This window comes from Rhizobium sp. No.120, from assembly GCF_054558365.1.
Window position 1 is genome coordinate 1,031,293 of the sequence record NZ_BAAJNQ010000001.1, and the last position, 20,067, is coordinate 1,051,359.

At 59.7% G+C, this 20,067-nt stretch carries 18 protein-coding genes and 1 riboswitch; of the genes, 11 read left to right on the forward strand and 7 right to left on the reverse strand.

What is annotated here, in order from left to right; all coding sequences use genetic code 11:
- Nucleotides 1-32: 32 nt before the first annotated feature.
- Both ACYJRZ_RS05120 and tyrS read right to left on the reverse strand, forming a co-directional pair.
- Nucleotides 33-359, reverse strand: coding sequence for a hypothetical protein (locus ACYJRZ_RS05120; RefSeq protein ID WP_459456681.1), 327 nt, complete (start codon nt 357-359; stop codon nt 33-35).
- Nucleotides 360-533: 174 nt separating this feature from the next.
- Complete coding sequence (tyrS, locus tag ACYJRZ_RS05125) at nt 534-1,790, reverse strand: tyrosine--tRNA ligase (RefSeq protein ID WP_459456683.1); 1,257 nt, start codon at nt 1,788-1,790, stop codon at nt 534-536.
- A gap of 292 nt (nt 1,791-2,082) precedes the next feature.
- Here tyrS and ACYJRZ_RS05130 point away from each other — a divergent pair, with 292 nt between their 5' ends.
- Entirely contained in the window at nt 2,083-4,623 is a 2,541-nt protein-coding gene (locus ACYJRZ_RS05130; protein WP_459456685.1) for a caspase family protein, read from the forward strand.
- A gap of 174 nt (nt 4,624-4,797) precedes the next feature.
- Nucleotides 4,798-5,313, forward strand: coding sequence for a GNAT family N-acetyltransferase (locus ACYJRZ_RS05135; RefSeq protein ID WP_459456687.1), 516 nt, complete (start codon nt 4,798-4,800; stop codon nt 5,311-5,313).
- Between the two features lie 116 nt (nt 5,314-5,429).
- On the opposite strand, the gene ACYJRZ_RS05140 is transcribed toward ACYJRZ_RS05135, so the two are convergent.
- Entirely contained in the window at nt 5,430-6,107 is a 678-nt protein-coding gene (locus ACYJRZ_RS05140) for an alpha/beta hydrolase (RefSeq protein WP_004108794.1), read from the reverse strand.
- Nucleotides 6,108-6,340: 233 nt separating this feature from the next.
- On the opposite strand from ACYJRZ_RS05140, the gene ACYJRZ_RS05145 reads away from it, so the two are divergent.
- The 8 genes from ACYJRZ_RS05145 (at nt 6,341) to ACYJRZ_RS05180 (ending at nt 14,238) form a co-directional block, all read left to right on the forward strand.
- Complete coding sequence (locus ACYJRZ_RS05145; RefSeq protein WP_459456690.1) at nt 6,341-7,507, forward strand: cysteine desulfurase family protein; 1,167 nt, start codon at nt 6,341-6,343, stop codon at nt 7,505-7,507.
- A gap of 146 nt (nt 7,508-7,653) precedes the next feature.
- Nucleotides 7,654-9,123: a Fe-S cluster assembly protein SufB gene (gene sufB / locus ACYJRZ_RS05150; RefSeq protein WP_113346975.1), complete on the forward strand. Its 1,470-nt coding sequence runs from the start codon at nt 7,654-7,656 to the stop codon at nt 9,121-9,123.
- Nucleotides 9,124-9,194: 71 nt separating this feature from the next.
- A complete protein-coding gene (sufC, locus tag ACYJRZ_RS05155; RefSeq protein WP_092716448.1) occupies nt 9,195-9,950 on the forward strand; it encodes a Fe-S cluster assembly ATPase SufC in 756 nt (251 codons plus the stop codon).
- Nucleotides 9,951-9,972: 22 nt separating this feature from the next.
- Complete coding sequence (sufD, locus tag ACYJRZ_RS05160; protein WP_459456693.1) at nt 9,973-11,247, forward strand: Fe-S cluster assembly protein SufD; 1,275 nt, start codon at nt 9,973-9,975, stop codon at nt 11,245-11,247.
- 15 nt (nt 11,248-11,262) lie between these two features.
- A complete protein-coding gene (locus ACYJRZ_RS05165) occupies nt 11,263-12,504 on the forward strand; it encodes a cysteine desulfurase (RefSeq protein WP_459456695.1) in 1,242 nt (413 codons plus the stop codon).
- 11 nt (nt 12,505-12,515) lie between these two features.
- A complete protein-coding gene (locus ACYJRZ_RS05170) occupies nt 12,516-12,896 on the forward strand; it encodes an SUF system Fe-S cluster assembly protein (protein WP_069612273.1) in 381 nt (126 codons plus the stop codon).
- A gap of 130 nt (nt 12,897-13,026) precedes the next feature.
- Nucleotides 13,027-13,416 (forward strand): Fe-S cluster assembly scaffold SufA, encoded by a 390-nt coding sequence (gene sufA / locus ACYJRZ_RS05175; RefSeq protein ID WP_459456697.1) that lies wholly within the window; start codon nt 13,027-13,029, stop codon nt 13,414-13,416.
- A 129-nt stretch (nt 13,417-13,545) separates the two neighbouring features.
- Complete coding sequence (locus ACYJRZ_RS05180; protein ID WP_459456963.1) at nt 13,546-14,238, forward strand: ZIP family metal transporter; 693 nt, start codon at nt 13,546-13,548, stop codon at nt 14,236-14,238.
- Nucleotides 14,239-14,266: 28 nt separating this feature from the next.
- Here ACYJRZ_RS05180 and ACYJRZ_RS05185 read toward each other — a convergent pair whose 3' ends face one another.
- From ACYJRZ_RS05185 to gcvT, 4 genes are all read right to left on the reverse strand, one after another.
- Complete coding sequence (locus tag ACYJRZ_RS05185) at nt 14,267-14,527, reverse strand: addiction module antidote protein (RefSeq protein ID WP_112420483.1); 261 nt, start codon at nt 14,525-14,527, stop codon at nt 14,267-14,269.
- A gap of 149 nt (nt 14,528-14,676) precedes the next feature.
- On the reverse strand, nt 14,677-17,541 hold the full coding sequence (gene gcvP / locus ACYJRZ_RS05190; RefSeq protein ID WP_459456699.1) for an aminomethyl-transferring glycine dehydrogenase: 2,865 nt from the start codon (nt 17,539-17,541) through the stop codon (nt 14,677-14,679).
- On the reverse strand, nt 17,541-17,903 hold the full coding sequence (gene gcvH / locus ACYJRZ_RS05195) for a glycine cleavage system protein GcvH (protein ID WP_459456701.1): 363 nt from the start codon (nt 17,901-17,903) through the stop codon (nt 17,541-17,543). Before gcvH ends, gcvP begins: the two co-directional genes overlap by 1 nt.
- Nucleotides 17,904-17,927: 24 nt before the next feature.
- Nucleotides 17,928-19,064, reverse strand: coding sequence for a glycine cleavage system aminomethyltransferase GcvT (gene gcvT / locus ACYJRZ_RS05200; RefSeq protein ID WP_459456703.1), 1,137 nt, complete (start codon nt 19,062-19,064; stop codon nt 17,928-17,930).
- Between the two features lie 148 nt (nt 19,065-19,212).
- Nucleotides 19,213-19,300: riboswitch (glycine riboswitch) on the reverse strand.
- 166 nt (nt 19,301-19,466) lie between these two features.
- Between gcvT and ACYJRZ_RS05205 the strand changes: the two genes are divergently transcribed.
- The gene (locus tag ACYJRZ_RS05205; RefSeq protein ID WP_459456705.1) at nt 19,467-20,000 is read left to right on the forward strand and encodes a copper chaperone PCu(A)C; all 534 of its coding nucleotides are present in this window, start codon (nt 19,467-19,469) and stop codon (nt 19,998-20,000) included.
- The last annotated feature ends 67 nt before the right edge of the window (nt 20,001-20,067 follow it).

Below are 20,067 nucleotides of genomic sequence, written 5' to 3' on the forward strand. Positions count from 1 at the left end.
TCGCTTTTTCGGTAGCGGGGCCGCGGGAAGGGCTATTTCTCTTCCATCAATCGCTCTCGTATGCGTTCCGGCCCACCGCTCATGCGTCGGGCGAATGGTCGAGCCGGATCCACAACACGCCAGAACGGTGCGCTGCCGTTCTGGCTGATCTGCACCAGATGTCGCTGGACGGTGACGGGGCAGCAGGCGTCCGCGCCATATTGCCTGGCAAGCGCCTTTCTCATCTCCGCAATATCAGACAATCGACCCGGTGGCGCTGCCCGGAGCGCGCGGACGATCATGTCCTCGCTGGGAATCAACATGCTTTGCGTGAGGCTTCTGCCTTTGCGCCTCGTTTTGATCATCGGCAATTCATCCATAACTCACCTCCGCACGTGCGATCTGAACTGAGGACGAATGAGTAGGCTGCGATCCGACATGGGATATAAAGATTCATCCAGTCAGCATTGATAATGCTCCGCATGCGCGCTGACTCGAAATGATAAAGCCGGCGAGGGGACGCCGGCTTTGTTCGTTGTCCGTGGGTTGGCTCTTCAGGCGGCCGGGCGGATCAGGATATGCTTCTTCTTGCCGAGCGACAGCTTGATGACGCCATCGGCGGTGACTTCACCGCCGCCAATGATCTTGCGCTCGTCGCTGATGGGCTGGTCGTTGATGCGTACAGCACCGCCCTGAACGTGACGGCGGGCTTCGCCATTTGAACCGGCAAGGCCGGCACGCACGATCAGAGCCAGAAGGCCGATGCCAGCTTCCAGTTCGGATGCCGGAACATCGATCGACGGCAGGTTTTCGGAAAGGCCACCTTCCTCGAAGGTCTTGCGTGCGGTTTCGGCGGCCTGCTCGGCTGCCGCGCGGCCGTGAAGGATCGCGGTGACTTCGGTCGCGAGGATCTTCTTGACTTCGTTGATCTCTGAACCGGCAAGCGCGGAGAGGCGAGCGATCTCATCCATCGGCAGCGTCGTGTAGAGCTTGAGGAAGCGGGAAACGTCTGCATCCTCGGTATTGCGCCAGTACTGCCAAAAATCATAGACCGGCAGCAAGTCGGCATTCAGCCAGACAGCGCCGGAAGCCGATTTGCCCATCTTGGCGCCCGAAGAAGTGGTCAGCAGCGGCGAGGTCAAGGCAAAGAGCTGCTTCGTCCCCATGCGGTGACCGAGGTCGATGCCGTTGACGATATTGCCCCACTGATCCGAGCCGCCCATCTGCAGGCGGCAATCGTAACGCTTGGCCAGTTCGACGAAATCGTAGGCCTGCAGAATCATATAGTTGAATTCGAGGAACGACAGCGACTGTTCGCGGTCAAGTCTCGTCTTCACGCTGTCGAAGGACAGCATCCGGTTGACCGAGAAATGGCGGCCGACATCGCGCAGGAATTCCAGATAGTTCAGCGAGCGCAGCCACTCGGCGTTGTTGATCATCAACGCGTCCTTTGGGCCTTCACCATAGGTGAGATAATTGGAGAAACAGCGCTTGATCGAGGCGATATTGTCCTCGATCGTTTCAATCGTCATGAGTTGGCGGGCTTCGTCCTTGAACGAGGGGTCGCCGACCATACCGGTACCTCCGCCCATAAGCGAAATAGGTCGATGGCCGGTTGCCTGCATCCAGTGCAGCATCATGATCTGGATCAGCGAACCAGCATGAAGACTCGATGCCGTCGGATCGAAGCCGATATAGGCCGTCACGGTTTCCTTGGCGAAGAGGTCGTCGAGGCCGGCTTCATCGGAAATCTGATGAATGAAGCCGCGCTCTTGCAGGGTGTGCAGGAAATCGGATTTGAACTCTGCCATGATCTTTGGTCTCTCGAGGCCGCTAGAAAGCGCGGCGAAGTCACTATTGTTTGATGTCGCGGGGCGCGTTTAGCACCGATTTGGCGACGCGTCATCATTTTGGTGGAGCTGGCATCAAGTTTCGGCGGCGGCGCCAATCGGATGGGTTTGTAACATAACGCCTTATAATGTGAACGGATCGCGGTGTGTCTTCGGAAGCCGTCCGAAATGTGCCGCGTATTCGCCCGAATTGCAGCCTAGTTTTTTGCCACCAGTACTCGCGTACACCACATGTTTCGTGAAAGAAACCAGTATGTTTGTTTTGTTTTCGATGATGGGATTGTTCTTCAAACGGACGATCTGCGCATTCTTCGCCTTAGTGTTGGTTTTAGGCGGCATTGCTGCTGTGAACCCAGCCCAGGCGCAAGGTTCCCCTGAAAAGAGAATAGCATTTGTCGTTGGCAACGCCGCCTACAATGCGGGCGCCTTGGCGACGCCGGCCAATGATGCCGGTCTGATCGCACAAACGTTGCAGGCTGCGGGTTTCGATGTGATTGGCGCGCGCGACCTCGACCAGAACGGGTTGCGTGACGCGATGCGTGACTTTCTGACGAAAGCCAATGCCTCAGGCCCCAATACTGTCGTCTTCGTCTATCTGGCGGGTTATGGCGTGCAATATCAGGGGGATAATTATTTCGTGCCTGTGGACGCGCAAATCGCCAACGCGACGGATGTGCCGCTCCAGGCGCTACGCGTGAGCGATTTCACCAAATCGCTGGCAGCCCTCAACAATCGCGGCAACATCGTCGTACTGGATGCAGCGAGGGCCAATCCATTCGTGCAGTCCAGCCAGCCGCTGGCCGGCGGTCTTGCGCTGGTCGATCCTGACGCCAACCAGCTGATCGCCTTCAATGCGGCGCCGGGCACGGTCGCGCCGCAGGAGGCTGGTCCTTATGGATCCTATGCACATGCGCTGGCGGAGATGATTCGCGTCGGCGGTCTGTCGCTGGACGATGTGTTCGATCGCACGCGCCTGCGGGTCAGCGATCTGACCAAGGGCGCGCAGATTTCATGGGACGCCTCCAAATTCAAGAATGCCTTCACCTTCTTCGATCGCGGTCCCGATGCGCCGCCCGCCCAGGTGTCCAGCTACAACAATGCCGCAATTCGCACAAAGGCGATCCGCGATTTCGACGAACGCGATGCCTATTTCGCAGCGCTCGATCGCGATACGCTTCAGGGCTATGAGGATTTCCTGGCCGCCTATCCAAACGACTCCATGGCAAGGCGGGTGCGCGCCATCATCGCTGCTCGCAGAGAGGCGATAACCTGGCGCGAGACATGGCGTGCCGACACGCCGGAGGCCTATTGGTCGTATCTCAGGCGTTATCCGCGCGGTCCTCACGTGTGGGATGCCCGCCGTCGTCTTGAACATTTCGAGGCAGCGCTCGAACCGCCGCCGTCATTCGCCGTCATCGAGTATGACGTACCGCCACCGCCGCCGCCGGAAATCGTCTATGTCGAGCGGCCCGTGCTTTATTTTGACGATGCCGACTTCGGCTATGCACCGCCGCCGCCCGTCGTCTTCCTGGCGCCACCGCCGCCGGATTTCGTCGTGCTTGCGCCGCCACCGCCTCCCGTCGATCTCTACGTGCTGCCGGAGCCGACCTACGTTCCGGTCCCTGATTGGGTGGAGCCGCCGCGTGATGTCGCGCCGCCGGAAAACAACGTCATCTTCAACAACATCCACAATACGGTCGTGAACAACACGACGGTCATCAACAACAACACGACCACTACCACGACCAATGAAAATGGAGCTGCACCGGCAACTCCGGGATTGACGACAGGGCAGAAGATTGCCGGAGCCGCTGTCCTTGCCGGTGCGGGTGCCGCGGCACTGCATGTTGCGTTGCCGCCTTCCGTGCAGAAGAAGGCTGTCGTTCAACAACAGCAGAATCCGGCCGCTGTGATCAAAACCCCTCCTGGAGCCGCGCCGACGGCTGCACCTACGGCCCAACCGCAGACGGGAAACGCCGCACATGCGCTTCCGGGTGCTAATGGGCAGTCGCTGCCGGCAACCGGCAAAACACCGGGCGCGATTCCGACGAAACAGGCTCAGCAGCCACAGGCGGCGCCGAATGCCACGCATAATCCGGCCGTCGCCACCCAACCTGCCGAGCCGGGCACGAATACCAATGCTCACGCACTTCCCGGCGCAAACGGCCAGCCCTTGCCCGCAACCGGCAATCTGCCAAAGGCTCCGGGCGCGGCACAAACGAAACAGACCCAACAGCCTCAAACGGCGCCGAATGCTACGCATAACCCGGCCATCGCCACTCAACCTGCCCAGCCGGGTACAAATGCCGGCACGCATACACTTCCCGGTGCCAAGGGGCAGCCCTTGCCGCCGTCCGGCAATACGCCTGCTGTGAAGGGGCAAAATCAAATTGCCAAAACCCCGCAGCCTCAGGCGGCTCCGGGTGCGAAGCCGAATGCTGTTGTCGCCGCGCCGAAACCCAATGCGCATGTTCAGGCAATGAAGCCAGCGGCGCCCGCCTTTGCCGCGAAGCCGCCCGTGAAGCCCAACGTGGTTAACAATGCGCGGCCGCCGGCCAACAACCAGCCTCGCATTGCGCCCGCACCGCCGCGCCAGGTCAATCAGGCAGCTTCTCAGCCAAGGCCGGTGCCGCACGAGGCTGCTCAGGCAAGGCCACCCGCTCCGAAGGTGCAGGCTCAGCCCCAGCCTCAGCCTCAGCCGAAGGCTATGCAGCCGCAGGTGAAGGCTCCGCCACCGCAGAAGCCTCCGGCAAAGAAGACGTGCGGTGCTCCGGGTCTACCGGCATGTCACTGAGCAATGATATCGAACGATGTTCTGGGGCATGTTTCGGCGGGCCTTCGCGTTCAGTATTGTTGCTTTACCTTGTTGAAATCGGACCTAGCGTTTAGCACTGACTGGCCGGTTGCAAATCAGTGCCTTCATACGCGTTGTGACTGGCTCATATTCGCCACGAAAACAGGCAGTCAGATGAGTGACACCATCATACTCGAAACCCCGCGCCTCGTTCTGACGATGTGGGACAAGGGCGATGCCGAAGTGATTCGGCAATTGCATTCGACAATCGAAACGACGCGCTATCTCTCAGGTGCGGCGCCATGGACGTTGGAGAAGGCCGAGGAGCGGTTGAAAAGCTGGTTCGATGAACATGCGCGAGATGGTGTAACCAAATATAAGATGCTGCGGCGCGACGATGGGCGCTTCATAGGCCGAGCCGGCTTTTCGCGCTTCCAGGAAAGAGGGCGGGGCGAGTTCGAACTTGGCTATTCGCTTCGGCAAGACGCCTGGGGCAACGGTTACGCCACGGAGATCGCCGGCGCACTCGCGCAGTGGTTTTTCCGTCGAGGCTTTGCGGATCGGTTCATCGCATTCACGCATCCGGAAAATACTGCTTCGCAGCGGGTGCTTCAAAAAGTCGGGATGCAGTACGAAGCACCGATCGTTGTCAGCGGTACTCCGGGCCTTTGCTTCAGGATGTCGCGCTAGGAGAAGTTCCGGGAAAAGTTCGCAAATGATTTTCGACCGGAATGTGTAAAACAGCAAGATTTAGCGTTTCCGCGTTTAAAAGAACGGCGGAAACGCTCTGAGAGGGGCGCCGCTTCTTAGCGAATGCGCTTGGCAGCCGGTTCCGGCACCAGTTCGCCGTTCAGGCGACGATCGAGATAATCCTCACATTCACCGAGCAGCGTTTCGACCTGACCGTTGAAGAAGTGGTTGGCGCCCGGCACGACCTTGTGCGTGATCAGGATGCCCTTCTGTGTCTTCAATTTCTCGACGAGGCCGTTGACGTCCTTTTCCGGGGCAACCTTATCGGCATCGCCGTTGATGATCAGGCCGGACGAGGGGCAGGGTGCGAGGAAGGAGAAATCGTAGATATTCGGCTGCGGCGCGATCGACATGAAGCCTTCGATTTCCGGACGGCGCATCAGGAGCTGCATGCCGATCCAGGCGCCGAAGGAATAGCCAGCAACCCAGCAGCTCTTCGAATCGGGATGGAGGCTCTGCACCCAGTCGAGTGCCGATGCGGCATCGGAAAGCTCGCCGGCGCCGTGGTCGAATTCGCCCTGGCTGCGGCCGATGCCGCGGAAATTGAAGCGGAGGGTGGTGAAGCCGCGCTTCTGGAACATATAGAAGAGCTGATAGACCACCTGATTGTTCATCGTACCGCCGAACTGCGGATGGGGATGAAGGATAATCGCGATCGGGGCGCTCTTTTCCTTGGAGGGCTGATAGCGGCCTTCAAGGCGACCCGCGGGGCCGTTGAAAATTACTTCGGGCATCGATACTCCGGCTCTTCTTTTTCTGCGTTCAAACCTTACGGCACGCAGCAAGTTGACTTGACGAATGCGCTCATCTTTTCTAGAACGCAGTTTAGAACAATTCGAAACTTGATGCGGTGGTCCGCGCGTTGTCTGTGCAACGGTTTGTGGAACGTGTCATAAGGCATGCCCGGCTGAAATTTCAAGGAAAATGAGCCGGTCGCAGCAAAGCAAAGTCGCGCAGGAAGAAGATTATGGCGGCAACGCGCCTCTATCTCGACTGGAATGCTACCGCACCGCTTCATCCGGCGGCGCGCGATGCGATGCTGCGTGCGATGGATATTCAAGGCAACCCCAATTCCGTTCACGGCGAAGGTAGGGCAGCGCGCGCAGCTGTCGAGACTGCACGCCGGCAGGTTGCGGCTCTTACGGGCGCGGAAGCTGCCCATGTGGTTTTCACCAGCGGCGCCACTGAGGCCGCCAACATGGTGCTGACGCCGGATTTCCGCATGGGGCGTACGCCGCTTATCGTCAGCCACCTTTATATATCGGCTGTCGAGCATCCGGCCGTGCGCGAAGGCGGGCGATTTGCCAGGGAGAATGTCAGCGAAATACCGGTGACATCGGACGGTACGGTCGATCTTGCCGCGCTGGAAGCGTTGTTGTCGGCGCACGACAAAACGGCCGGCTTGCCGATGGTCGCCATCATGCTTGCCAATAACGAGACCGGTATTCTCCAGCCTCTATTTGAAGCGGCCAAGCTTGTTCAGGCCGCGGGTGGTCTTTTCGTGGTGGATGCCGTCCAGGCAGCCGGCCGCGTTCCGCTCGATATCAATGCGATCGGCGCGGATTTCCTGATCGTCTCCTCGCACAAGATCGGCGGTCCCAAGGGTGCCGGTGCACTCATCTCTCGGGGCGAGGTGCTGATGCCGAAACCATTGATCCATGGCGGTGGCCAGGAAAAAGGCCATCGTTCGGGCACGGAAAACACGCTTGCCATCATCGGATTCGGTGCGGCTGCCGAGGCTGCCGCCGCAGACTTCGAGGTTCGCAATGCCGCGATCGCCTCACTGCGCGACCGGCTGGAGGCGGGCATGGAACTGGCGGCGTCGGATGTCATCATTCATGGAAAGAATGGCCCACGTATACCAAACACCAGCTTTTTCACGCTGCCGGGACTGAAATCCGAAACCGGACAGATCGCCTTCGACCTTGAAGGGGTTGCCATATCGGCCGGCTCCGCCTGCTCGTCGGGCAAGGTCGGGGAGAGCCATGTGCTCGTGGCGATGGGATGCGACCCGAAACTCGGGGCGCTCCGCATTTCGCTCGGACCGACCACAACCGAAGCGGATATCGATCGCGCAATCGCTGCTTTCGCCCGCATCGCGGGAAGGCGCAAGCTGGCAGGTGCGGCGGCCTGACGGCCACAATTTTGCGGAAACCGAAATTTCCGCTTGCCAATCGGGGTGAAAAGTCCCTTTTGGCCGACTACATAGAGGGCAGACATAAGTCTGCCGCAACGTTGACAAGCTGCCGGACCTTGTATCCGGCGAGATTGGAGAACGAAATGCCTGCAGTCCAGGAAACGGTCGATCAGGTTCGCCAGATCGACGTGGACCAGTATAAGTATGGTTTCGAGACTACGATCGAGGTGGAAAAGGCTCCCAAGGGTCTTTCCGAAGACATCATCCGCTTCATCTCCGCCAAGAAGCAGGAACCGGATTGGATGCTCGAATGGCGCCTCGAGGCTTACCGTCGCTGGCTGACGCTTGAAGAGCCCACATGGGCGCGCGTCGACTACCCGAAGATCGACTTCAATGACATTCACTATTATGCCGCGCCGAAGAAATTCGCCGGTCCGAAGTCGCTCGACGAAGTCGACCCGGAGCTACTGAAGACCTACGAGAAGCTCGGCATTCCGTTGCGCGAGCAGGAAATTCTTGCCGGCGTCGAAAAGCCGAAGATCGCCGTCGATGCGGTGTTCGATTCCGTCTCGGTCGTCACCACCTTCAAGGAAGAGCTGAAGAAGGCCGGCGTGATCTTCATGTCGATTTCGGAAGCCATCCGCGAGCATCCGGATCTGGTGCGCAAGTATCTCGGTTCCGTCGTGCCGACGTCCGACAATTTCTATGCGACGCTGAACTCGGCCGTCTTCACCGACGGTTCGTTCGTCTTCGTGCCGAAGGGCGTTCGTTGCCCGATGGAACTGTCGACCTACTTCCGCATCAACGAGAAGAACACCGGCCAGTTCGAGCGCACGCTGATCATCGCCGAGGAAGGCGCCTACGTCTCCTATCTCGAAGGCTGCACCGCGCCGCAGCGCGACGAAAACCAGCTGCATGCCGCCGTCGTCGAGCTCGTTGCGCTCGATGATGCCGAGATCAAATATTCGACCGTTCAGAACTGGTATCCGGGCGACAAGCAGGGCAAGGGCGGCATCTACAACTTCGTCACCAAGCGTGGCGATTGCCGCGGCCATCGCTCCAAGATCTCCTGGACGCAGGTTGAGACCGGCTCCGCGATCACCTGGAAATATCCGTCCTGCATCCTGCGCGGCGACGACAGCCGCGGCGAATTCTACTCGATCGCCGTTTCCAACGGCCATCAGCAGGTCGACAGCGGCACCAAGATGATCCATCTCGGCAAGAACACGTCGAGCCGCATCATCTCGAAGGGTATTGCCGCCGGCGTCTCACAGAATACCTATCGCGGCCAGGTTTCGGCGCATCGCCGCGCGACCAATGCCCGCAACTTCACGCAGTGCGACTCGTTGCTGATCGGTGACAAGTGCGGCGCGCATACTGTGCCCTACATCGAGGCGAAGAACTCGTCTGCGCAGTTCGAGCACGAAGCCACTACCTCGAAGATTTCTGAAGACCAGTTGTTCTACTGCCTGCAGCGCGGCATTCCGGAGGAAGCGGCGATTGCGCTGATCGTCAACGGCTTCGTCAAGGAAGTGCTGCAGGAGCTGCCGATGGAATTCGCCGTTGAAGCGCAGAAGCTGATCGGTATCTCGCTTGAAGGCAGCGTCGGCTGACGCACACGAACCAGTATTAGCTTTGGCGCGCGCTGCGCGCCGCACACTCATTCCTGCGATAGGATACTAAAATGCTTGAAATCAAGAATCTGCACGCTCGTATCGCCGAAGACGGCACAGAGATCATCCGTGGCCTGAACCTGACCGTGAAGGCAGGTGAAGTCGCCGCCATCATGGGCCCGAACGGCTCCGGCAAGTCGACGCTCTCCTACATTCTCGCCGGCCGTGAGGACTATGAAGTCACCGAGGGTGACATTCTCTACAACGGCGAAAGCATCCTTGAGCTCGATGCCGCCGAGCGGGCCGCCAAGGGCATCTTCCTGGCCTTCCAGTATCCGGTCGAAATCCCCGGCGTTGCCACCATGCAGTTCCTGAAGGTAGCGCTGAACGAGCAGCGCAAGGCACGCGGCGAAGACGAGCTGACGACGCCGGATTTCCTGCGTCGCGTCAAGGATGCTGCCGCCAAGCTGCAGATCAACATGGACATGCTGAAGCGCCCCCTTAACGTCGGCTTCTCCGGCGGTGAAAAGAAGCGCGCCGAAATCCTGCAGATGGCGCTTTTGGAGCCGCAGCTTTGCGTGCTCGACGAAACCGACTCCGGCCTCGACATCGATGCGCTGAAGATCGTTGCCGATGGCGTCAACGCGCTGCGTTCGCCTGATCGCGCCGTGATCGTCATCACCCACTACCAGCGCCTGCTCGACTACATCGTTCCGGACACCGTCCACGTCCTCTACAAGGGCCAGGTGATCAAGTCCGGCGACAAGACGCTGGCGCATGAACTCGAAGCCAACGGCTATGCCGACATCATCGGAGCTGCAGCCTGATCGAGGCGGAAAGGACACGTCGATGAACATTCAGACGACGAACCGCCTGACATCAGCCGAGACGGCGCTGATCGAGGCGTATAACGACCAGATGGGCGATCTGCCCGGCGATGGCGAAGTTTTCGCCGTCCGCGATCGCCTTCTGGACGAGCTGAAGACGGCCGGCCTGCCGACGCGTAGGATCGAGGCATGGCACTATACCGATTTCAAGAACCTGCTGCGTCTGGTTCCGAGCGATATCGGCAAGGGCCTTGCCGAAGCGTTGCCGGCGACGGTCGAAGGATCGCCTGTCATTGCGGTTCTGCAGGGCAAGGCGAGTGATAAGGCTTCGGTGAAGAATTTGACCGTTGCGCGCTACGCCGACAGCCTGATCAACGGCACGGCTGCCGCCGGTCTCGAAGCGCTTGGCAAGGATGACGCTATCGGGCGCATCAATGCGAGCTTCGTGCGCGATGGTTATGTCATCGATTTTCCTGATAACACCGAACTCGAAGCACCTCTGGAAGTGCAGTTCATCCATGCCGGTGGTCAGATCCACAGCCGTCTGCCGGTTACTTTCGGTGCCGACGTCAAGGCGACCTTTATCGAGCGTCATCAGGCGGTTGAAGGCGCTGCCGCCCTGGTTTCCTCGGTCAGCGAAGTCAAGATCGGCAAAGGGTCTGAAATCACCTGGATCATCCTGCAGGAGCAGGGCAGCGAAGATACCCATCTCGGCCAGCTCCGCATCGATCTCGGAGAAGATGCCAAGCTGAAGCTGTTCGTCATCAACGCCGGCGGCAAGTTGGTGCGTCAGGAACTGTATATCAAGGTATCGGGCGAGGGCGCCGATCTGACGCTGCGTGGCATCAACCTGCTTGGCGGCGATACCCATACCGATGTGACGATGGTGCTTGGCCATGACGTTCCGAACACAGGTTCCACGGAAGTTATCCGCAACGTCGTGTTCGACCGCGCACGCGGCGTCTTCCAGGGCATGATCCGGGTCGCGCCGGATGCGCAGAAGACCGACGCCAAGATGGCCTGCAACACGCTGCTGATGTCCGACGATGCCGAGTTCTCGGTAAAGCCGGAGCTCGAAATCTTCGCCGACGACGTTCAGTGCGGCCATGGCGCCACTGTCGCTGATATCGACGGCAACCATCTCTACTATCTGATGGCGCGCGGCATTCCGGAGAAGAAGGCGCGGGCCATGCTTGTCAATGCCTTCGTGGCCGAGATCGTCGAGGAACTGGAAGACGAAGCCCTGGTCGAGGCGCTGGAAGGCGTTATCTCGGCCTGGCTGGAAAAGCACGCCTGATTGGAGGCAAAGCTCGTGGACAAGATCGTGCCGGCAACGGCCTATGACGTCGAAGCCATTCGCAGGGATTTTCCGATCCTGGCGAAGACGGTGCATGGCAAGCCGCTGGTCTATCTGGACAACGGCGCTTCCGCGCAGAAGCCGCAGGTCGTCATCGATGCCATCTCTCATGCCTATTCCAATGAATATGCGAATGTGCATCGCGGCCTGCACTTCCTGTCCAATGCCGCAACGGAAGCCTATGAAGCGGCTCGCGAAAAGGTGCGCCGCTTCCTGAATGCGCCGTCGGTCGACGATATCGTCTTCACCAAGAACTCGACGGAAGCGATCAACACGGTCGCTTACGGTTGGGGCATGCCTGAGATCGGCGGGGGCGACGAGATCGTCGTCTCCATCATGGAGCATCACTCCAACATCGTTCCCTGGCATTTCATTCGCGAGCGGCAGGGTGCCAAACTCGTGTGGGTGCCAGTCGACGACGAGGGCGCATTCCATATCGAGGATTTCGAGAAGAGCCTGACGGAGCGTACGAAGCTTGTCGCCATCACTCATATGTCGAATGCGCTCGGAACCGTCGTGCCGGTCAAGGAAGTGTGCCGCATCGCTCATGAGCGCGGCATTCCGGTTCTGATCGACGGCTCGCAGGGTGCCGTGCACATGCCTGTCGACGTGCAGGATATCGATTGCGATTGGTACGTCATGACCGGTCACAAGCTCTATGGCCCCTCGGGTATTGGCGTTCTCTACGGCAAAAAGGAGAGGCTCGCCGAGATGCGTCCGTTCCAGGGCGGTGGCGAGATGATTTTCGATGTCACCGAGGAAAACGTCACCTACAATGATCCGCCGCATCGCTTCGAAGCGGGAACGCCCCCGATCGTGCAGGCGATCGGCCTTGGCTATGCGCTCGACTATATGGACAGTATCGGCCGGGAAGCGATTGCGCGCCACGAAGCCGATCTGGCCGCCTATGCGGCGGAACGGCTCCGGGATATCAATTCGCTGCGTGTCATCGGTACGGCGCCAGGCAAGGGCGGCATCTTCTCCTTCGAGCTGGCGGGTATCCATTCCCACGACGTCTCGATGGTGATCGACCGCCAGGGTGTCGCTGTTCGTGCAGGTACCCATTGCGCCCAGCCGCTCTTGAAACGCTTCGGCGTCACCTCCACATGCCGTGCATCGTTCGGCATGTACAATACGCGCGCCGAGGTGGATGCCCTGGCCGATGCTCTGGAATATGCACGGAAATTCTTTGCCTGAGGAGGCAAGCGATGTCACTCGACGAAAGCGAACAGAAGATCGACGCACGCGAAGGGATCGTGCATTCCAGCATTCCCGCAGATGAGCTGGCGCGCCTCAGCGACGACATCATCTCCGCGCTGAAGACGGTCTATGATCCTGAAATTCCCGCCGATATCTTCGAGCTGGGTCTGGTCTACAAGATCGACATCGAAGACGATCGCATGGTGAAGATCGTCATGACGCTGACCGCGCCAGGTTGCCCGGTTGCCGGCGAAATGCCAGGTTGGGTCGAAAATGCCGTCGGCGCCGTGGAAGGCGTTTCCGGCGTCGACGTCAGCATGACCTTCGACCCGCCATGGACACCGGATCGTATGTCGGAAGAGGCACAGGTGGCCGTCGGTTGGTATTGAAGCTTTAAGCCGCCGGCTTTACATTAAGACTCGAAGCGCCGGATCTTGACCCCGGTTGCATTTTAGTAGGCATCGGCTGATCCGAAAACCGGATCCACTTTTCGGGCCGATGCCAGAGGAGAATGAGCCCATGGGCTTTGCAGTCATGAGCATGACGGATGCGGCAGCAGCCCGCGTCAAGGTGATCGTCGGTAATTCAGGCCCCGATGCCAAAGGTGTTCGCGTCGGCATCAAGAAGGGCGGCTGCGCCGGCATGGAATATACCATCGACCTGGTGACCGAGCCGAACCCCAAAGACGACCTGATCGAGCGCGATGGCGCAAAGGTCTGGGTCGAGCCGTCGGCGGTGCTTTATCTGCTCGGTACGGAAATGGGCTTCGAGACTACGACGTTGCGCTCGGGCTTCATCTTCACCAATCCCAATCAGACATCGGCTTGCGGCTGTGGTGAGTCCGTCGAGCTGAAGCCTGCCGATCTGGCTGCTCTGGCGGCGCAACGTCAGGCCGCGCAACCCGCTTAAAGCGCATCTCGCCACATTTCGCTTCGCTGCGTTTCATGCTTTGATCGACGAACGCCGAGGGTCTTTCCGTTGCCCCTTGGCTGACCGGTTGGGCCGGATAAGGTCGACATGGCGCGCGAGGGTGAATATATGGCGGCTGCGGCATGGGTTTACACATTGATCCCGGCAGGCGCTGTGATCGCGGGCGCCGCGGTTGCCGTGAATACGCGGCCAGGCCCCAATCTTGTCAGCGCAATCCAGCATTTTGCCGCCGGCGTCGTGTTTGCGGCTGCCGCCGGAGAAATTCTGCCTGATGTCATGCATCGCGGCTACCCCCTGGCAACGGTGATCGGCGGCGCTATTGGTGTCGGCGTGATGCTGCTGGTCAAGCAATTGGAAAACTGGGCCAAAGGATCGGTCGGCCTTCTGGCCGCCATCGGCATCGACATCCTGATCGACGGCCTGGTGCTCGGCATCGGCTTTGCGGCTGGCCCCAAAGTTGGTTTGCTGCTGACGATTGCGCTGACGCTAGAGGTGCTGTTTCTCGGCTTGACAGTAGCGAATGAGCTTGGTGAGAATGTTCGCTCTCGAGCCAAGATTGTAGCAATCACCGCAGCGCTTGCGTTATTGCTGCCGATCGGCGCCTTGTTCGGAACGCCGGTCGCTTCATTGCCTGGCCCTATTCTGACCGGCTTCTTCGCGTTCGGGCTGATTGCGCTTCTCTATCTCGTCACCGAGGAACTGCTGGTCGAAGCCCATGAAACTCGCGATCGCCCTTGGGTGACGGCGATGTTCTTTGCGGGCTTTCTCGTTTTGCTTTTGCTTGAAGAGGCGATCGGTTAGCGACACTCGGGATTGGGGAAACGAATTTTTAGTTTGCTGCCGGCACCGGCGTTAATTTAAGGCCGAGCGCCCTGACCACCTTCAGGATCGTTGCGAATTCCGGATTTCCGTCACCACTGAGCGCGCGATACAGCGCCGAGCGGTTCATGCCGACATCCTTGGCGAGCTTGCTCATGTTGCGCGTACGTGCCACTTCCCCCAGCGCCTTGGCAATCGAGGCCGGATCGTCGGTTTCGAAGGCGGCGGCGATGTAGCTGTCGGGATTGTCCACGTCGAATCGTTCCGGCATAAATCTGAATTCCAAGGCCCCATTGTGGCGTCATCAAAAACGCCGCGCATCCTTTCGGACACGCGGCGTTTTCATAGACAAGTTTCACGATAGATTTATGTCTGTTTCCTGCGAAGCGACTGAACCGCTTCGCTTTTTTTGCAAGAATCCTATTCTGCTGCTTCCGCGTAGGATTCCAACGGCGGGCAGGTGCAGATCAGGTTGCGGTCGCCATAGACATTGTCGATGCGATTGACCGGCGACCAGTATTTGTCGACGCGGAATGCACCGGGCGGGAAGCAGGCCTGTTCGCGCGAATAGGGACGATCCCATTCGCCGACGAGGTCTTCCACCGTGTGCGGAGCGTTCTTCAGCGGATTGTTGTTCTTGTCCATCCGGCCGTCTTCGATGGCGCGAGCTTCCTCGCGGATGGCCAGCATCGCCTCGCAGAAGCGATCGAGCTCCGCCTTCGTTTCCGATTCGGTCGGCTCGATCATCAGCGTGCCGGCAACCGGCCAGCTCATGGTCGGGGCGTGGAAGCCGCAATCAATGAGACGCTTGGCGACATCGTCGACCGTCACGCCGGCGCTTGAGGCCAGCGGGCGGGTATCGATGATGCATTCATGCGCGACGCGTCCGTCCTTGGACTTGTAAAGCACGTCATAGGCGCCCTTGAGCCGCGCAGCGATGTAGTTGGCATTGAGGATCGCCACCTTCGTTGCCTGCGTCAGGCCTTCGCCGCCCATCATCAGGCAATAGCTCCAGGAGATCGGCAGGATGGAGGCCGAACCAAAGGCTGCTGCCGATACCGCACCGCTGCGGCCGTCCGTTTCCGGGTGGCCGGGCAGGTGAGGTGCCAGATGCGCCTTGACGCCGATCGGGCCCATGCCGGGGCCGCCGCCGCCATGCGGGATGCAGAAGGTCTTGTGCAGGTTCAGGTGGCTGACATCGGAGCCGATATCGCCGGGACGCGAGAGGCCGACCATGGCGTTCATGTTGGCGCCATCGAGATAGACCTGACCGCCATGCTTGTGCACGAGATCGCAGATCTCCTTCACCGTCTCTTCGAAAACGCCATGGGTCGAAGGATAAGTGATCATGCAGCAGGAGAGGTTGTCGGCATATTGCTCGGTCTTGGCGCGGAAGTCGGCCATGTCGATATCGCCATCGTCGCTGACCTTGACGACCACCACCTTCATGCCGGCCATCTGTGCCGAGGCGGGGTTGGTGCCGTGGGCGGACGTCGGGATAAGGCAGATGTCGCGATGACCCTGGCCATTGGCAATGTGGTAGTTGCGAATGGTCAAGAGGCCGGCATATTCGCCCTGCGCGCCGGAATTCGGCTGCATGGAGAAGGCGTCATAGCCTGTTACGGCGCAGAGCTTTTCCGTCAGGTCGTCGATCATTTCGCGGTAGCCGAGCGCTTGATCGGCCGGGACGAACGGATGGATATCCGAAAATTCCGGCCAAGTGATCGGCAGCATTTCCGCAGTCGCGTTCAACTTCATGGTGCAGGAGCCGAGCGGGATCATCGAACGGTCGAGCGCCAGATCGCGGTCAGAGAGACGACGGATGTAGCGCGTCATCTCGCTTTCAGCGCGGTTCATGTGGAAGATTGGATGCGAGAGGTATTCGCTCGTGCGCAGCAGGCTCTTCGGCAGGCGGTAGGAGGGCTCGAAATCGGCAATGCGGAAATCGCCGCCGAATGCGCGCCAGACGGCTTCGACGGTTGCCGGGCGCGTACGCTCGTCAAGGCTGATTCCGATCTTGGTTTCACCGACCTTGCGCAGGTTGACGCCTTCGGCAACGGCGGCGCGCAGGATAAGGCCTTGCATATGGCCGACTTCGACAGTGATCGTATCGAAGAAGGTCTCCGGCTCGACTGAGTAGCCTAGCTTTTCCAGGCCCTTGGCCATCAGCACGGCCTTCTGGTGGACCTGTTGGGCGATCGCCTTCAGGCCCTGCGGACCGTGGAAGACCGCATACATGGAGGCCATGACGGCGAGCAGCACCTGCGCGGTGCAGATATTCGACGTCGCCTTTTCGCGGCGGATATGCTGTTCACGGGTCTGCAGCGACAGGCGATAGGCGCGATTGCCGCGCGCATCGACCGAGACGCCGACGAGACGACCGGGCATGGAGCGCTTGTAGTCGTCCTTGACTGCCATAAACGCGGCGTGCGGCCCGCCATAGCCAACCGGAACGCCGAAGCGCTGCGAGGAGCCGATAGCGATATCCGCGCCCATTTCCCCCGGAGATTTCAGCAGGGTCAATGCCAGAAGATCGGTCGCCATAATGGCGATGGCGCCGGTCTGATGCAGGCGAGCAATCAGGCCGGAGAAGTCGTTGATGTGACCATGCGTGCCCGGATACTGGAAGATCGCGCCAAAGACGTCGACCGGATCGAGATCCGTGAAGGGATTGCCGACGATGACGGTCCAACCGAGCGGTTCGGCGCGGGTCCTGATCAGCGCGATGGTCTGCGGATGGCATTCGGCGTCGACGAAGAAGGCTTTTGCCTTCGATTTTGCGACGCGTTCGGCCATTGCCATGCCTTCGGCTGCAGCCGTTGCTTCATCGAGCAGCGAGGCGTTGGCGACATCGAGACCGGTGAGGTCGCTGATCATCGTCTGGTAGTTCAGCAGTGCCTCAAGGCGGCCTTGGCTGATCTCGGGCTGGTAGGGGGTATAGGCCGTGTACCAGGCCGGGTTTTCCAGAATGTTACGCTGGATGACCGGCGGCGTGATCGTGCCGTAATAGCCCTGGCCGATGAGCGAAACGAGAACCTTGTTCTTGTTGGCGGTCTCGCGCAGACGGTCGAGCGCCTCGCGCTCCGTCATCGCTGCGCCCCAGGCGAGCGGCGCCTTCTGGCGGATCGCCGGCGGCAACGTCGCATCGATCAGGCCGTCAAGGCTCTTATAGCCGATCACCCTGAGCATATCGGTCATCTCCGACGGAGATGGGCCGATATGACGGCGGTTGGCGAAGTCGTATGGCTGGTAATCGGTGAAGGTGAATTCTGTCGGCGTCGTCATTATCCGATCAGCTCCTTGTAACCGGATTCATCAAGAAGACCATCGAGATCGCCGACATTCTTCAGCTTCAGCTTGAAGAACCAACCAGCACCCATGGGGTCGGAGTTGACGAGGGCCGGATCGGCGGTGATGGTTTCGTTGATTTCCGTGATTTCTCCGTCGAGCGGACAATAGACTTCGGAGGCCGCCTTGACGGATTCGACGGTTGCCGCGTCGTCACCCTTGGAGAAGCTGGCGCCGACTTCGGGCAATTCCACGAAAACGAGGTCGCCGAGCTGTTCGGCTGCATGGGCCGTAATGCCTACGATTGCGACATCGCCTTCGACCTTCAGCCACTCGTGTTCTTCGGTGAATTTCAGCATGGATAATCCTCTCTGGAAAGACGTTCAACGTTTGTAGGTTGGTTTGATGAAAGGCAGGCTGCTGACGACGACAGGCAGATATTTGCCGCGCACTTCAGCGTAGATGATGGTGCCGGGGGCGGTGAATTTGCTCGGTACGTAGCCCATGGCAACCGGAGATTCGACGCTCGGACCAAAGCCGCCCGAAGTGACTTCGCCGATCTCGGTCTTGCCTTCGGCGTCGGCATAAAGTTTGGAGTGGCCGCGCACCGGCGCCTTGCCCTCCGGCTTCAGGCCGACGCGGCGGCGGGAGGTGCCGCTATCGAGTTCGCCAAGGATGCGGGTTGCACCAGGAAAGCCGCCGGCGCGGGCGCCACCGGTCTTACGGGCCTTCTGGATGGCCCATTCGAGCGCAGCTTCGATCGGCGTCGTCGTCTGGTCGATATCGTTGCCGTAGAGACAGAGGCCGGCCTCAAGGCGCAGTGAATCACGGGCGCCAAGGCCGATCGGCTGGACGTCCGGGTGCTCCAGCAGGCGCTTGGCGATATCTTCGGCCTTGTCCGCCGGAACGGAGATTTCAAAACCGTCTTCGCCGCTGTAGCCGGAGCGCGAGACAAGGCAGGAGACATCGTGGAGACGACAATGGCGCACATCCATGAATTTCATATGGGCGATATCGGCCCAGAGCTCGGCAAGCACGTCGACCGCGCGCGGTCCCTGCAGGGCAATGAGGGCGCGATCGAGTAATGCAACTTCGCAGCTATCGCCGATATGATCTTGAAGATGCTTGAAATCCTGCTCTTTGCAGGCAGCGTTGACGACGACGAAAAGATAGTCGTCCATATGGGTGATCATCAGATCGTCGAGGATGCCGCCCTTGTCGTCGGTGAAGAAGCCATAGCGCTGGCGATTTTCGGCGAGGCCGAGAATGTCGATCGGCACCAGGCTTTCCAGCGCAAGCGCCGCATCCTCGTATTTGCCGGAGCGGGCGCGGATCGTCACCTGACCCATATGCGACACGTCGAACAGGCCGGCGGACGATCGAGTCCAGAGATGTTCCTTCAGCACGCCGGGCGCATATTGCACGGGCATGTCGTAGCCTGCAAACGGCACCATACGGGCGCCGAGGGACACATGCAGGGCATGAAGTTGGGTGGTCTTGAGGGCAGCGGTCTCGTCCAAATGACGCCTCCGGGTTTTGCGCTCGTTTCGAAGCGCAGAGCTCACACTTTCGGCGCGGCAGCGCCTCACGATGAGCCCCCTCTGTCTGTTTGCCTGAGATTGTTATCCCTTCGGCGAACGCTTGCGCGCTTCTCTCCAGAGTTCCGTCTGCCCCTTGCTGGTCCTTTGGCCTGAGAGTTTCCGGGGCGGTTGCTCCTTCGGCACCGGCTTGCGCCGGATTCTCCCAACAGGGTGAGTGCCATTATCCGGTCCCGGATAGAGATGGCAAGGGGCAAATGTCGCCGCTGAACAAATTTTTGTCGCGGCGATCAATCCTGCGTTTCCTAATGAATACGGCCTTTGCAACAGGGATGGGAGAGGCTATCCCTTCTGATCGATTGAGGAGCCGGGCAGGAGATGAACATGAACCGTAACTATGCCGTCGCATTGCTGATTTCGATTGGCGCATTTTCGCTTCCCTTCGGTGGAGCAATGGCTGAGGACAGCGGCGCGATGAAATCCATGCCCGGTATGCACATGGATGCGGGTGCGGCACCTTCGGGATCGGCCGCTGCCAAGCTCGGCGATCTCGATATCAGCGGCGGATATGTTCGCGCTATGCTTCCCGGCCAGCCTGTCGGCGGTGGCTACATTACCATTCACAATACCGGCAAGACCGACGACAAGCTCACTTCCGTCACCTCATCATCCGCCGGCAAGGTGGAACTTCACGAGATGAAGATGGAAGGCGAGATCATGAAGATGCGCGAGGTGAAAGGCGGTATCGCCATCCCCGCCGGCGCGACCGTGACGCTCGCGCCGAATACGATGCACATGATGTTCAAACAGGTGAAGACGCCTTTCAAGCAGGGCGGCACGGTGCCCGTGATGCTGATGTTCGACAAGGCGGGCATGGTCGACGTCAATCTGCCTGTCGTCTCGGCCAAGGGAAATTGAGCCAGAAAATTATCCTGCCGTACAATTCCGGTTTCCACTTTTCCTCGAAATGCTCTAAAGCCACGTC